Here is a 13,000-nt window from a genome sequence, read left to right as displayed (position 1 = left end):
ATGGCGTCGATGCCCTTGGAGGCGGCCTGGATGGTCTGGATGCCGTTCGAGATGCCGTCGAGCAGGCCCGTGAGCTGGCTCGAACGCTCGTTCAGCGAAGCGGCAGTGAAGTAGTTGACCGGGTTGTCGATGGCCGAGTTGACCTTCTTGCCGGTGGCAAGGCGGTTCTGGATGGCGGTGGCCTGCGACTGGACCGAGGAGAGCGACGAGACGGCGCTGCGGACGCCGGCGGAGAGAGTAACGGCCATAATCATGAACCCTTCTGGGATTGTTGCCTTCTGGCGTCGCGGCCGTCCTGGCCGCGACCCGCAGACCCTCGTGCCCGATCCCGTAACAACGGGTAAATTTCCGCCGCCAAATTGTCGGCGCCCCCGGGTGCTCGCGAAGGTGGTTAACAAGCTGCCAATGTGAGGACGGAGCCGCGGCGCGCGTTCGCACAGGCGCCGCGACGCCAGCGAAAGCGCTGCGCCGCGAGCGGAGCTGCGCCTCATCGCGGCGAGCGCGGCTATTTCGAATGCTGAAGGCCGGGCGCTTCTGCCCGGGGTCGCTCAGGCGGTCCGCTCGACCCGCGGTAGCGTCTCGCTGGCCTCGCGGGCGCGTTCGGTGAGCTCGCGCGAATAGGCCCGCAGCTTCAGCGTGGCCTCGTCGGGAAGCTGCATGATCGTTTCGCCGGTTTCCCGATTCTTCTTCTGCAGCACGACGGCGCGGGTCCGCGGGTCGATGACGAGCTTGCGCTCGATGGTTTCGTCGAGCGCCCTGTCTGCGGCGCGCCCGTTCTGGTCGCGCTCGAAGCTGCGGCGTTCGCCGGCGGCGCGGCTGCGGGCGTCGCGTTCCTGGGCGCGGACGTCGACGTGAACGGCCTCGCCGGCCGAAGCGGATTGCACCGTCTTCTCCGGGGGGAGGTCGACGGCCACGCTGCCCGGCTGAGCGGTCACATCGGCACGGGCCACGGCAGGCGCGCCGGTTGCGGCGGCAACCTTCGGGACATTACCAAAGTCCATATCGCACTCCTTCTGGAGCTGTACACGGCGCCGTCGCGCCGCTTCGTCGCCGCGTTGCGGACAGGGCACACCCATCCGATCCTGACGATACTGCCGGAAATGATTGAATCCGACGTTAGAAAATTAGGTAAATATTGAGAGTGTCCATGGCAGCGCCCGATCTATACCGGGCGTTAACCAAAGCCGCGTCGCGGCGGCCGGCCGGCTTCTCAGGCAGGGCGTGCGGACCGGCTGCCTCGCGCGCGAGGCTCAGAGCCGCCGGGAGACCACCAGAGGCCCGGAGTTCGGGCGGGCGAAGACGCCGGCGCCGACCGTCGCCGTGGGGCCGTAGGCATTGGCCCGCATCGGCTTGTTGGCATCGGCCGCGAGGTCGCGGATCACGGATTCCGAGACGGCTCGCGCCGTCGCCAGCACGATCTGGTTGGTCTCGATCAGCCCCTGGAAGGCGCGATGGGCCTCTTTCAGCCGCTTTACCTGCTCGGGCGCGAAACGGGCGAGCGCCACCGCATTGAGCTTCACCTGCTCGACGCCGCGCATGTAGACGCCGGCGAGCTCGGTCTTGCGCGGCTCGCGCGTCATCGCCTCAGGCAACCGGCCGGCGCGCACCAGCTCGGTCTCCTCGCCGACGAGATGCGCCAGTGCCGCGAGCGCTTCCAGCACCGTCTCCACCAGGGTTCGGGCCTCGCCCACGCCGGAAATGCGCGGCCGCTCGTCGAGGATGCGTCCTGCCGTCGTCATCCTCACGCTCCGGCCGAGGACTGGGCTTGCAGGTTGAGCATCTCGCGCAGGATCTGATCGGAGACGCCGATGCCGCCCGATTGCTGGATCTGCTTGGCGTAGGCCTGGGTAAGCTGCGAACGCCAGACATCGCCGCCCGTGCCATTGTCGCCGAGCGGGCCCTCGGCACCCATGTTGGTGAACATGTGCTGGGTCATCTGCTCGAGGAACATGGTCTCGAAGTCGTCGGCCTGCTTCTTGGCCTTCGCCTTTGCGGGGTCGAGTGCGTTGGCGATGCCGTCGACGACCTTGCCGGCGACGCCGAGTGCGAGGTTGGCGGCGGGGAGAGCGAGCGCGGCGGTCATCACATCACCTCGATTTCGGCTTGCAGTGCTCCGGCCGACTTGATGGCCTGGAGGATCGCGATAAGGTCGCGCGGGCCGATGCCCAGCGCGTTGAGCCCGTCGACCAGTTCGGCCAGGGTCACGCTTTCCTTGACGAGGGCGAGCTTGTTGCCGCCTTGCGTGTCGACCTTGACGCTGGTCCGCGGGGTGACGACCGTCTGTCCGCGGGAGAACTGCTCCGGTTGCGAGACCTGCGGCTGCTCGCTGATCGTGACTGTGAGATTGCCCTGCGCCACCGCGACGGTGGAAACGCGAACATCCTTGCCCATCACGATGATGCCCGAACGCTCGTCGATGACGACGCGGGCTCCCTGGTCGGGCTCGACGCGCAACTGCTCGATATCCGTCAGCAGCTTGATCATGTTGCCCTTGAAGCGGGGCGGGATCTGCAGGGCGACGGTCGACGGGTCGGTCGGCTCGGCGGAATCGCCGCCGATGAAATCGTTGATCGCCGCGGCGACACGGCGAGCCGTGGTGAGGTCCGGGTTGCGCAGCGACAGGCGCAGCGTCTGGAGCTTGTTGAGCGCAAAATCGATCTCGCGCTCGACGACGCCGCCATTGGCGATGCGCCCCACCGTCGGGACGCCGCGCGTGATCTTGCTGGCCTCGCCCTCGGCCGAGAAGCCCGAGATCGCGACAGGCCCCTGCGACACGGCATAGACCTCGCCATCGGCGCCGAGCAGCGGCGTCACCAGCAGGGTGCCACCCTGGAGCGACTTGGAATCGCCCATGGCCGAGACGGTGACGTCGACGCGGGTACCCTGGGTCGCGAAGGGCGGCAGGTTGGCGGTGACCATCACGGCCGCGACGTTGGCGGTGCGCATGTTGGCGCCGCGGGTGTTGACGCCGAGCCGCTCCAGCATCGCCTGCAGCGACTGCTTGGTGAAAGGCGTGTTGTTGAGGGTGTCGCCGGTGCCGTTCAGGCCCACCACGATGCCGTAGCCGAGGAGCTGGTTGGAGCGCACGCCTTCGACCGAGGCCAGATCCTTGATGCGGGAGAGTGCGAAGGCAGGCTGCGCCGGCAGGCTGAGGCCGAGCGCGAGCAGGCCGACGAGCGGCCGCATCAGCGATCTCAGGGCGGGCAGGCGAAACATGGCTTCCGATGTCCTCGAGCGAATCCGGACATCGCCTTGCGAGGGGCGTGCCAGATCGTCGGGAAAGCGAAAGCGCTTTTTCGTCAGTCTCTTGCTCGCGTGCGGCGAGTGTCGCCGTGGCGGCTGCAGGCTGCCGATCCTGCCGGGGCGGCAGATTCTGCCGGGCGATTTACCGGCTGTTAACCCTGCCGCGCCAAGCTTTCGTTAACTGTTTGAGTTCGCGCGTCGGATGGCCCGAAGATCGGCTTTCTGCCCCGATCCGACGCTCCCGAGAGGCCGCCATGATCAGGATCGACCAGCGTGCGCCTGTTTCCGGCGCCGGCAAGGCCAACTCCGCGAAGCGTACGGGGGGATCGTCCTTCGCGCTTCCGGCCGCCGGGAGCGAAGCCCCCGTGCGCAACGCCGGGGTCGCGGCGGCTGGCCCGCTCGACACGCTTCTCGCGCTTCAGGCCGATGAGGATCAGCAGGAACGCAAGCGCCGGGAAGCGCGGCGTGGCCATGACCTGCTCGACGGGCTCGACCGGCTGAAGGCGGCGCTCCTCGCCGGCCGCGTGCTGCCGTCGGAGCTGGAGCGCATCCGGCAGGCGCTGGCGCTGCGGCGCGAGACGACGGACGATCCGCGCCTCGACGATGTCCTGGCGCATATCGAACTGCGCGCTGCCGTGGAACTGGCGAAGCTCGGGCGCTGAACCGCTCCGGCGACGACGCCACCTACCGGATGAACTGGTCGACATACTCCGCGCCGAGACCATTCCGCTCGTAGTGCGCCCGGCACTTGTCGATACGGGTGAAGACGTCGTCATAGCCTAGGCACTTGCCGTCCGGATCGACATAGATCATGGCGCCGTTGACCTGGAACATGGTGATCATCTCCTCGACGTCGGGGTCGACCACCAGCGTGTGCGTCTCGCCCGGAGCCTCGTAGACATAGGAGCCTTCGGTCGCGACCCAGTCGTGCTCGAGGTAGCGCCATTTGCCCTTGAGCACGTAACCATGGACCGGCAGCGGATGGCGATGACGCGAAAGCACGCCGGCACGGCGCACCTTGAGCAGGTTCATCCAGTATCCACGGGATACGCAGAGCAGCAGCGGACGAAACCAGACGTTGTCGTCGACGGGTACCCAGACGCGCTCGTCCGTCGGGATCACGTTCGGCACCACCAGCTCCGGCGGCGATTCCTTCGGCTGGGCGTGGCGATAGGGTGTCCAGCGCTCTTCCTGCGTGGCGGCGACGGGCATCGGGTTCGTGGTGCTCATGGCGTCTCTCCCGTTGAGCTTTTGATTCAACCGGTGCGCAGATCGATTCAGGATCTGCATTCAACCTGTTGAAATATCTTCACTTCAGAGCGTCAGATAGCCGCCGTCGACCGGCAGGATCGCGCCCGTGATGAACTGCGCCTCGTCCGAGAGCAGAAAGGCGATGGCGCCGCCGACATCTCCGGGCTTGCCCCAGCGGCCCATCGGCGTGCGCGCGAGAATCGGAGCGGATCGCGCCGCGTCCTCGACGAGCGGCCGCGTCAGCTCCGTCTCGATCCATCCGGGCGCCACCGCATTGACCCGAATGCCGGCGGGGGCCCAGGCCGCCGCGAGCGACTTGGTCAGTTGCCCGACGCCGCCCTTCGAGGCGGCATAGCCCGGAGCGAAGGGCGAACCGTGAAAGGTCAGCATCGAGGCGGTGTTGACGATGGCGCCGCCGGCCTGGCCCGCTCCGCCGGCGGCGAGCTTGTCCTTCGCGGCCAGGCACATCCGCATCGTGCCGTTGAGGTTGACCTCGATCGTCAGCCGGAAGGCGTCGATCTCGAATTCCTTGCCGCCGCGCTGGATCATGCCTGCGCAGTTCACCAGCGCATCGAGCCGCGGGCAGGCAGCGACGATGGCGGCGACCTCGTCGTCGCGGGTGACGTCGAGACGCGCGTGGCGGATCGCCGGATGAGCCGGCGCCATCGCGACCTCCTCGGCGGTGAGACCGGTGGCGAGGACTTCGTAGCCGGCCTTGGCGAGGGAAAGGGCGGCTCCGGCGCCGATGCCGCGCGTGCCGCCGGTGACGAGAGCGAATTTGGAGGGAGTGGACTGCGTCATGCCCGGGAGGCTAGAGCGCCGGCCGGTGCGGGGGAAGGGCGCCTGCCGCAGGCCGCCATGAGCCTGCGGCCTGCCTCAAATCACTGCCACTTGTATTTCAACGACAGCAGCGCCGTGCCGCGGGTCTCGTAGTCGCTCGCGACCAGCGGCAGCTTGCGCGCCAGGGCGAGGTCGAACGAGGCCTGCCAGGGCAAGTCGGCCATTCTCGCCAGATCGACCGAGAGCTTGACCTCCGGTGTCAGCGCCGAGTGGAAGCCATCGCCCGCGGCGAAGACATAGTTGCCGGCCATGCCGAGCTGGGTCGTCAGCATCAGGTGCGGCAGGAGCTCCTGGCGGTAGCCGATCATTGCGTCGCCGGTCTGCTCGGGATTGCCGCCGACCGCTCCCGTGCCTCCGGTCGAGACGCCCCAGATCAGCCCGGGACCGGCCGAGGCGGGCTGCGCCCAACGCCAGTCCAGGCGGGCGTCGCGCGACGCCCCTTGCTGGGCCGGCGTGGTCAGGCTGGTCGAAAGCGAGAAGACGTCCTTGCCGAGCTTGAACCCGACCGAGCGGTCCTGCTGGGGGAGGGCCATGCTTTCGCGCGCGGCGAAGCCCTTGCGAATGATATCGACCGGAATCGGCGCGCGGGCGCGCAGATGGGCGCCGGAAGCGACATTGGCGCGGCCGATCGCCGCGAGCGCGGGGTTGAAGACGACCGCGTCGGGATCGGTGGCGGCCGGCGCACCGGCATCCATGGCATTGGCGTCCGGATCCATCAGGGCGCCGCGCGGAATGGGCAACTGGATCGCGCCGTCGGGCACCGGCGCCTGCGCGCCAGCGGGGCCGGCGGACAGCAGGCCGGCGATCACGCACGCCGCCGGAAGGGCTGCCTTGGGAAACACGAGGCGGTGGGACACGTCGTTCGTCCTGTCGCTATGACGAGCGGCATTGCAGGCTAGGCGAGGAAGGTGCCGATTTTGCGGCAGTGCAGCAAGGCTGCGCGGACAGCGGCATTGCCCGAAAGCTGCGCTTTCCCGTTTGCGGAACATGCTCTAGGAAGCCACCAGCCGCGGGCCGTGGCGACACGCCAGGGCACGGACGTTCTATCTGGAGAGCACAGGGGTCATCGCATGAGCAAGATCAAGGTCGCCAACCCGGTCGTCGACATGGACGGCGACGAGATGACCCGGATCATCTGGCAGAAGATCAAGGACACGCTGATCTTCCCCTATCTCGACCTCGAGCTCGAGTATTACGACCTCTCCGTCGAGAACCGCGACGCGACCAACGACCAGGTCACCATCGACGCCGCCAACGCTACCAAGAAGCATGGCGTCGCCGTCAAGTGCGCGACCATCACGCCGGACGAAGCCCGCGTGAAGGAGTTCAACCTCAAGGAGATGTGGAAGTCGCCGAACGGCACGATCCGCAACATCCTCGGCGGCGTCATCTTCCGCGAGCCGATCATCTGCAAGAACGTGCCGCGCCTGGTGCCGGGCTGGACCCAGCCGATCGTCATCGGCCGCCACGCCTTCGGCGACCAGTATCGCGCCACCGACTTCAAGTTCCCGGGCAAGGGCACGCTCTCGATCAAGTTCGTCGGCGAGGACGGCAATGTCATCGAGAAGGAGGTCTTCAAGGCTCCCGACGCCGGCGTCGCCATGGCGATGTACAACCTCGACGACTCGATCCGCGACTTCGCCCGCGCCTCGCTGAACTACGGCCTGATGCGCAAGTACCCGGTCTATCTCTCGACCAAGAACACGATCCTCAAGACCTATGACGGCCGCTTCAAGGACATCTTCCAGGAGATCTACGAGAAGGAGTTCAAGGCCGAATTCGACAAGCTCGGCATCACCTACGAGCACCGCCTGATCGACGACATGGTGGCCTCGGCGATGAAGTGGTCGGGCGGCTATGTCTGGGCCTGCAAGAACTACGACGGCGACGTGCAGTCGGACACCGTGGCGCAGGGCTTCGGCTCGCTCGGCCTGATGACCTCCGTGCTGATGACGCCGGACGGCAAGACCGTCGAGGCCGAGGCCGCGCACGGCACCGTCACCCGCCATTATCGCGAGCACCAGAAGGGCCGGGAAACCTCGACCAACTCGATCGCCTCGATCTTCGCCTGGACGCGTGGCCTCGCCCACCGTGCCAAGCTCGACAACAATGCGGAGCTCGCCAAGTTCGCCGCGCTGCTGGAGAAGGTCACGGTCGACACGGTCGAGGCCGGCGACATGACCAAGGATCTGGCGCTGCTCGTCGGGGCCGACCAGAAGTGGCTCTCGACCACCGGCTTCCTCGAGAAGGTCAGCGAGAACATGAAGAAGGCGATGGCCGCCTGAAGCTGCCGCCAGCGTGCTTTGAGAAAGCCCGGCCGCGAGGCCGGGCTTTTTCGTGCGCGGCTCCAGGCGGTGACGCCGAAAAGATATCGAGCAGGGCCTGCCAAGGCGGGCGGGCCGATCCGCATCGCATCGGCCATGCGGCTGGATTCCAGCCACGCCCATCCGGCTCCGGTCGGCCTACCCCGACTTTCGGCCGACTGTGACGATCCCGTCGCCGATGCTAGCGTTGCTCGAAATGGGGGATCGTCGATGACGCGCTGCGCCGCTCTGGGAGTTGTCTTGTCGCTTGCCTTGCTGGCGGGACCGGCTGCAGCCCAGCAGATCTATCGCCGGGAACCTGCCAAGGGATTGATCCTGCCGGGCCACAAGGTGCTGGTGGACAATGGCAGGTGCCCGCGCGGCCAGATTCTCGAGGTCACGGGCGGCACGAATCCGGGCCTCAGAGGCCGGCACGGCCAGTCCACGGAACGCCAGCGTCGCTGCATCCAGCGCTTCTGATACGGCTCGCTTGATCGGTCCGGCGGGGGGCTCCGCCCGGCCGTTCGCGGGGCAGCCTCAGGCCTCGGCGGTTTTGTTCGTCGCCCGGCGGTTGCGCGGGCGGAGCGAATCCCTCTCCGCCGCAGGTCGGGTTCGCCTCGCCCCCTATCAACGGCGCTTCCGGGCGACGATGTAGGGACGGCGGTCCCGGCCTTTCGTCGCATGGTTCTCGATCGCCAGAATGTCGAAGCCGGCCGCGACGATCCGGGCCCTCAGCATGTCGGCGCGGAAGACCGCGGCAAAGGGCGCGAGGCGAAGCGCCCGCATGAGCGGCAGCGCGACGCGGCCGACCAGCGGGCCCATATCCCCGACGCAGGGCGTCTTCGATATGAACAGGCCATCGTCGGAGAGCAGGGCGTGGATGTGCCGCAGCGTGCCCGGCAGATCTCGGACCAGATGCAGATAGTTGAAGCCGAGGACGGCGTCGAAGGATGCGGCATCGCGCTTCAGCGCCTCCGCCGTGGCCACGCGGAAGCGCAGGCCGGCGAGGGCGCCGGTGCCGCCGGACTGGCGTTCTTCCGCGATGGCGATCATGCCGGGCGAGAGATCGGCGGCGACGTACTCCCTGACGTCCGTTGCAAGGCGGAGGGCCGTCGTGCCGGTGCCGCAGCCCAGTTCCAGAACCCTGCTTTCCGGCTTCAGCAGGGCACGGGTGCGCGCGAGCGTGCGGTCATAGCCGGCCTGGTCTGCAATGGCAGCGCTGGCATAACGGCGCGAGGCTCGATCCCAGAAACGGGTATCCCTCTCGATGCTCATGGCCGACCTCCCAACGTTGCGGCCGGACAGCAGGGGCGATGAAGATTGCCGGAGCCTGATCGCTGGCGTGGAGCCCCGGCTTATTCGACCCTGATCGGCCGGCGCGCCAGGATGGTCAGGCCGCTGACCGGCGCGTTCATCAGATAGCGCAGTTCATAGACGCCCGGCTGTTCCGGAGCGTCCAGCGTCGCCTCGACATTCTCCGCCGGGAAGAAGCGCGGCCCCTCTGCGTCGAGCGGTGCATCGGGTTTCACCAGCATGACGCGGTCGTGCTCGCCATTCGGACCGATGCCGCGCACCGGCAGCGCCTGGCTGTGCCCGACGCGCTCGGGAGCGGCCAGCGTCGCGCTCGGCTCGGTGGTGACGAGCGGCTGGCGAGCCAGGATGTGCGGCACGCCGTCCTTCTCGACAGTCAGCCGCAATTCGTAGGAGCCGACCGCGCCCGGGGTCTGCAGGGCCGGCACGGTATTCTTCGGCTGGAAAACCACGATCGCCTTGTCGTCGGGATCGTCCGGCCGGGCGATGGCAAGGCGTGCGCCCTTCGGCGCGTTGCTCAGGAAGACGCTGAGCGGGGCACCGGCCATGATGCTACGCGCCGCCGAAAGCGAAGGCTGCGGCGGACGAGAAGCCGGCTTCTGCTGCTTCTGGGCCGAAGCGGCGACCGGCCAGAGGCCCGTCGCCATCAGCAGCGCGCGGCGGGAGAGGGCGCCCCGAGAGGTCGCGCTCTTCCCGGTTCGCATCAGCCCATCGCGGCGGCGACGGCGTCGAGCGCGGCCTGCGCCCTGCTGCCGTCGGGGCCACCGGCCTGGGCCATGTCGCGGCGGCCGCCGCCGCCCTTGCCGCCAAGCTGTTCGGAGGCCGCGCGCACGAGCGCGACCGCGTCGAAACGCTCGGTCAGATCGGGCGTGACGCCGACGACGACACCGGCCTTGCCGTCATCGGCGACGCCGACGATGGCGACGACGCCGGAGCCGACGCGCGCCTTGGCCTCGTCGGCGAGGCTCTTGAGGTCCTTCATCTCGATGCCCGAGACGGCGCGCGCCAGCAGCCTGGCACCGGCGATCTCGCGGACCGGATCCTCGGTCGCGCCGCCGCCGCCCATGGCGAGCTTCTTGCGAGCCTCGGTCAGTTCGCGATCGAGCTTGCGACGCTCCTCGATCAGGGCGGCGAGGCGGTTCCCAGCCTCGGAAGCGGGAACCTTGAGCAGGCTGGCCAGCCCTTCCAGCAGGCGCGATTCCTCGTTGAGGCGCAGGCGCGCGCCCTTGCCGGTCATGGCTTCGAGGCGGCGCACGCCGGCCGCGACGGCGCCCTCGCCGACGATACTGACAAGGCCGATATCGCCGGTGCGCGAGGCATGGGTGCCGCCGCAGAGCTCGACCGAATAGGCTTTGCCGACGGGGTTGGTGCCCATTGCGACGACGCGGACCTCGTCGCCGTATTTCTCGCCGAAGAGCGCGCGGGCGCCCGAGGCGATCGCCTCGTCGACGCTCATCAGGCGCGTCGTCACCGGCGCGTTCTGGAGGACGATCGCATTGGCGATCTCTTCGACCTCGCGCAGCTCCTCGTCGCTGATCGGCTTGGGATGCGAGAAGTCGAAGCGCAGCCGATCCGGCGAGACCAGCGAGCCCTTCTGAGCGACATGGTCGCCCAGCACGAGGCGCAGCGCCTCGTGCAGCAGGTGCGTCGCCGAATGGTTGGCCCGGATCGCGGTGCGGCGCTCATGGTCGACGACGAGCTCGACGGCCGCGCCGAGCTTCAATTCGCCTTCCTTGACCGTGACGCTATGGGCGAAGACGTCGCCGAGCTTCTTCTGGACATCCGAGACCTCGGCCACAGTACCCGGCGCCTTGACGATGCCGGCGTCACCCACCTGGCCGCCGGACTCGCCGTAGAACGGGGTCTGGTTGACGAGCATGAAGCCGCTCTCGCCCGCCTTCAGCGACTGGACCTCGGCATTGTCGCGGATCAGCGCGGTGACGACGCCCTCGGCGGTCTCGGTGTCGTAGCCGAGGAATTCGGTCGCGCCGACCTTGTCGCGCAGCGGGAACCAGAGGGTCTCGGTGGCAGCCTCGCCGGAGCCGGACCAGGCGGCGCGCGCCTTGGCCTTCTGCTGCTGCATCGCGGCATCGAAGCCCTCGACGTCGACCGTGATCTCGCGGGCGCGCAGCGCGTCCTGCGTCAGATCGAGCGGGAAGCCGTAGGTGTCGTAGAGCGTGAAGGCGACGTCGCCCTTGAGGCTCTGGCCGGCGGTCAGGTCCTTCGAGGCGTCGTCGAGCAGGGTAAGGCCGCGGGCCAGCGTGGTGCGGAAACGGGTTTCCTCCAGCTTCAGCGTCTCAGTGATCAGCGCCTCGGCGCGCAGCAGCTCGGGGTAGGCACGGCCCATCTCGCGGGTGAGCGCCGGCACGAGCTTGTAGAGCAGCGGCTCCTTGGCGCCCAGAAGCTGCGCATGGCGCATGCCGCGGCGCATGATCCGGCGCAGCACGTAGCCGCGGCCTTCGTTCGAGGGCAGCACGCCGTCGGCGATCAGGAAGGCGGAGCAGCGCAGATGGTCGGCAATGACGCGATGGCTCGCCTTCATCGGGCCGTCCGGATCGACCGAGGTCAGGTCGGCGATCGCGGTGATCAGGGCGCGGAAGAGGTCGATATTGTAGTTGTCATGCGTGCCCTGGAGCACGGCCGCGATGCGCTCCAGCCCCATGCCGGTGTCGATCGAGGGGCGGGGCAGGTCGGTGCGGATGCCGCCCGCGGCTTCCTCGTATTGCATGAAGACGAGGTTCCAGATCTCGATGAAGCGATCACCGTCCTCCTCGGGCGAGCCCGGCGGGCCGCCCCAGATGTGGTCGCCATGGTCGTAGAAGATCTCGGAGCAGGGGCCGCAGGGACCAGTATCGCCCATACGCCAGAAATTCGCCGAGGTCGGGATGCGGATGATCTTGTCGTCGGTCAGGCCGGCGATCTTCTTCCAGAGCGCATGCGCCTCGTCGTCCTCGGAATAGACGGTGACGAGGAGCTTGTCCTTGGGCAGGCCGAACTCGCGGGTGACCAGCGTCCAGGCGTGGTTGATCGCCTGTTCCTTGAAATAGTCGCCGAAGGAGAAGTTCCCCAGCATCTCGAAGAAGGTGTGGTGGCGGGCGGTGTAGCCGACATTGTCGAGGTCGTTGTGCTTGCCGCCGGCGCGGACGCATTTCTGCGCGGTGGTGGCGCGCGAATAGGGACGCTTCTCCTGGCCGGTGAAGACGTTCTTGAACTGCACCATGCCCGAATTGGCGAACATCAGCGTCGGGTCGTTGCGCGGCACGAGCGGGCTCGAAGCCACGACCTCATGGCCCTGGGACTTGAAGTAGTCGAGGAAGGTCGACCGGATATCGTTGACGCCGCTCATCGCTTCTTGCGCTTCTCATAAACGGGCAAGGCCGGGCGAGAGCCCGGCGGGAACGACCGGTTCTAGTCAGGCGGCCCGCGCCTGTCCAGAAAGCTTGACGGGGCGCATGGCCGGGAAAGCTCCCAGCGTTCAAACGAAAAGGGCGGCCCGCAGGCCGCCCCTCCATTCGCTTCGGGCCGGTTGCGTCTCAGGCCTCGCCTTCGTCGAGATCGTCGTCGGTCGGATTGGCCTCGTCGAGGATGCGGTCGGCGACCAGCCCGGAATTCTGGCGGATGGTGGCCTCGATCTTCGCAGCCATGTCGGGATTGGCCTTGAGGAAGCTCTTGGCGTTCTCGCGGCCCTGGCCGAGACGCTGGCTGTCGAAGGAGAACCAGGCGCCGGATTTCTCGACCATGCCGGCCTTGACGCCGAGGTCGATCAGTTCGCCGACCTTGGAGATGCCCTCGCCGAACATGATGTCGAACTCGACCTGCTTGAAGGGGGGCGCGACCTTGTTCTTGACGACCTTGACGCGGACCTGGTTGCCGGTGGCCTCGTCACGCTCCTTCAGCGTTGAAATGCGGCGGATGTCGAGACGGACCGAGGCGTAGAACTTGAGCGCGTTGCCGCCCGTGGTCGTCTCCGGCGAGCCGTACATCACGCCGATCTTCATGCGGATCTGGTTGATGAAGATGACCATGCAGTTCGAGCGCGAGATCGAGGCGGT

15 protein-coding genes are annotated in these 13,000 nt (G+C 67.7%); 3 read left to right on the top strand and 12 right to left on the bottom strand.

Features of this window, described 5'->3' with window-relative positions:
- From BGO20_RS14745 to BGO20_RS14725, 5 genes are all read right to left on the bottom strand, one after another.
- Nucleotides 1-254: flagellin N-terminal helical domain-containing protein (locus tag BGO20_RS14745; protein ID WP_465246041.1), on the bottom strand; the 254-nt coding region annotated here is incomplete at its 3' end.
- A 294-nt stretch (nucleotides 255-548) separates the two neighbouring features.
- Complete coding sequence (locus BGO20_RS14740) at nucleotides 549-1,001, bottom strand: hypothetical protein (RefSeq protein WP_291660684.1); 453 nt, start codon at nucleotides 999-1,001, stop codon at nucleotides 549-551.
- Between the two features lie 249 nt (nucleotides 1,002-1,250).
- The gene (locus tag BGO20_RS14735; RefSeq protein ID WP_291660686.1) at nucleotides 1,251-1,739 is read right to left on the bottom strand and encodes a hypothetical protein; all 489 of its coding nucleotides are present in this window, start codon (nucleotides 1,737-1,739) and stop codon (nucleotides 1,251-1,253) included.
- 2 nt (nucleotides 1,740-1,741) lie between these two features.
- Complete coding sequence (locus tag BGO20_RS14730) at nucleotides 1,742-2,083, bottom strand: rod-binding protein (RefSeq protein ID WP_291660687.1); 342 nt, start codon at nucleotides 2,081-2,083, stop codon at nucleotides 1,742-1,744.
- Complete coding sequence (locus BGO20_RS14725; protein ID WP_291660865.1) at nucleotides 2,083-3,186, bottom strand: flagellar basal body P-ring protein FlgI; 1,104 nt, start codon at nucleotides 3,184-3,186, stop codon at nucleotides 2,083-2,085. Before BGO20_RS14725 ends, BGO20_RS14730 begins: the two co-directional genes overlap by 1 nt.
- Before the next feature lie 311 nt (nucleotides 3,187-3,497).
- Between BGO20_RS14725 and BGO20_RS14720 the strand changes: the two genes are divergently transcribed.
- A complete protein-coding gene (locus BGO20_RS14720; RefSeq protein WP_465246040.1) occupies nucleotides 3,498-3,905 on the top strand; it encodes a flagellar assembly protein FliX in 408 nt (135 codons plus the stop codon).
- 22 nt (nucleotides 3,906-3,927) lie between these two features.
- On the opposite strand, the gene BGO20_RS14715 is transcribed toward BGO20_RS14720, so the two are convergent.
- From BGO20_RS14715 to BGO20_RS14705, 3 genes are all read right to left on the bottom strand, one after another.
- Entirely contained in the window at nucleotides 3,928-4,473 is a 546-nt protein-coding gene (locus BGO20_RS14715; protein ID WP_291660688.1) for a 2,4'-dihydroxyacetophenone dioxygenase family protein, read from the bottom strand.
- A gap of 84 nt (nucleotides 4,474-4,557) precedes the next feature.
- A complete protein-coding gene (locus BGO20_RS14710; protein ID WP_291660689.1) occupies nucleotides 4,558-5,295 on the bottom strand; it encodes an SDR family NAD(P)-dependent oxidoreductase in 738 nt (245 codons plus the stop codon).
- 80 nt (nucleotides 5,296-5,375) lie between these two features.
- Nucleotides 5,376-6,191, bottom strand: coding sequence for a hypothetical protein (locus BGO20_RS14705; protein ID WP_291660691.1), 816 nt, complete (start codon nucleotides 6,189-6,191; stop codon nucleotides 5,376-5,378).
- A gap of 213 nt (nucleotides 6,192-6,404) precedes the next feature.
- Between BGO20_RS14705 and BGO20_RS14700 the strand changes: the two genes are divergently transcribed.
- On the top strand, nucleotides 6,405-7,619 hold the full coding sequence (locus BGO20_RS14700) for an NADP-dependent isocitrate dehydrogenase (protein ID WP_291660693.1): 1,215 nt from the start codon (nucleotides 6,405-6,407) through the stop codon (nucleotides 7,617-7,619).
- A 135-nt stretch (nucleotides 7,620-7,754) separates the two neighbouring features.
- Nucleotides 7,755-8,117: a DUF6719 family protein gene (locus BGO20_RS23620; protein ID WP_362890032.1), complete on the top strand. Its 363-nt coding sequence runs from the start codon at nucleotides 7,755-7,757 to the stop codon at nucleotides 8,115-8,117.
- Nucleotides 8,118-8,264: 147 nt separating this feature from the next.
- Here the strand turns inward: BGO20_RS23620 and BGO20_RS14690 are convergent, their stop codons facing one another.
- The 4 genes from BGO20_RS14690 to BGO20_RS14675 form a co-directional block, all read right to left on the bottom strand.
- Nucleotides 8,265-8,912 (bottom strand): class I SAM-dependent methyltransferase, encoded by a 648-nt coding sequence (locus BGO20_RS14690; RefSeq protein WP_291660695.1) that lies wholly within the window; start codon nucleotides 8,910-8,912, stop codon nucleotides 8,265-8,267.
- An 80-nt stretch (nucleotides 8,913-8,992) separates the two neighbouring features.
- A complete protein-coding gene (locus BGO20_RS14685; protein WP_291660697.1) occupies nucleotides 8,993-9,652 on the bottom strand; it encodes a hypothetical protein in 660 nt (219 codons plus the stop codon).
- Nucleotides 9,652-12,294 carry an alanine--tRNA ligase gene (gene alaS, locus BGO20_RS14680; RefSeq protein WP_291660698.1) on the bottom strand — a complete coding sequence of 881 codons (2,643 nt, stop codon included), beginning with the start codon at nucleotides 12,292-12,294 and terminating at the stop codon, nucleotides 9,652-9,654. The genes BGO20_RS14685 and alaS overlap by 1 nt, the downstream gene beginning before the upstream one ends.
- 187 nt (nucleotides 12,295-12,481) lie before the next feature.
- On the bottom strand, nucleotides 12,482-13,000 hold a 519-nt coding region (locus BGO20_RS14675; RefSeq protein ID WP_465246039.1), incomplete at its 5' end, for a recombinase RecA family protein.

The organism is Allobosea sp. 67-29, from assembly GCF_001898115.1.
In the GTDB taxonomy this organism is placed as follows: domain Bacteria; phylum Pseudomonadota; class Alphaproteobacteria; order Rhizobiales; family Beijerinckiaceae; genus Allobosea.
Note: the sequence above shows the minus strand (reverse complement) of the source record. Positions and strands in the feature narration are given on the sequence as shown.

What these genes read in the sequence shown, in the direction of transcription:
- BGO20_RS14710 (WP_291660689.1), bottom strand. Translation starts at nt 5,295, where the DNA reads ATGACGCAGTCCACTCCCTCCAAATTCGCTCTCGTCACCGGCGGCACG.
- BGO20_RS14700 (WP_291660693.1), top strand. Translation starts at nt 6,405, where the DNA reads ATGAGCAAGATCAAGGTCGCCAACCCGGTCGTCGACATGGACGGCGAC.
- BGO20_RS14715 (WP_291660688.1), bottom strand. Translation starts at nt 4,473, where the DNA reads ATGAGCACCACGAACCCGATGCCCGTCGCCGCCACGCAGGAAGAGCGC.
- BGO20_RS14735 (WP_291660686.1), bottom strand. Translation starts at nt 1,739, where the DNA reads ATGACGACGGCAGGACGCATCCTCGACGAGCGGCCGCGCATTTCCGGC.
- BGO20_RS14685 (WP_291660697.1), bottom strand. Translation starts at nt 9,652, where the DNA reads ATGCGAACCGGGAAGAGCGCGACCTCTCGGGGCGCCCTCTCCCGCCGC.
- BGO20_RS14730 (WP_291660687.1), bottom strand. Translation starts at nt 2,083, where the DNA reads ATGACCGCCGCGCTCGCTCTCCCCGCCGCCAACCTCGCACTCGGCGTC.
- BGO20_RS14720 (WP_465246040.1), top strand. Translation starts at nt 3,498, where the DNA reads ATGATCAGGATCGACCAGCGTGCGCCTGTTTCCGGCGCCGGCAAGGCC.
- BGO20_RS14740 (WP_291660684.1), bottom strand. Translation starts at nt 1,001, where the DNA reads ATGGACTTTGGTAATGTCCCGAAGGTTGCCGCCGCAACCGGCGCGCCT.
- BGO20_RS23620 (WP_362890032.1), top strand. Translation starts at nt 7,755, where the DNA reads ATGCGGCTGGATTCCAGCCACGCCCATCCGGCTCCGGTCGGCCTACCC.
- alaS (WP_291660698.1), bottom strand. Translation starts at nt 12,294, where the DNA reads ATGAGCGGCGTCAACGATATCCGGTCGACCTTCCTCGACTACTTCAAG.
- BGO20_RS14690 (WP_291660695.1), bottom strand. Translation starts at nt 8,912, where the DNA reads ATGAGCATCGAGAGGGATACCCGTTTCTGGGATCGAGCCTCGCGCCGT.
- BGO20_RS14725 (WP_291660865.1), bottom strand. Translation starts at nt 3,186, where the DNA reads ATGCGGCCGCTCGTCGGCCTGCTCGCGCTCGGCCTCAGCCTGCCGGCG.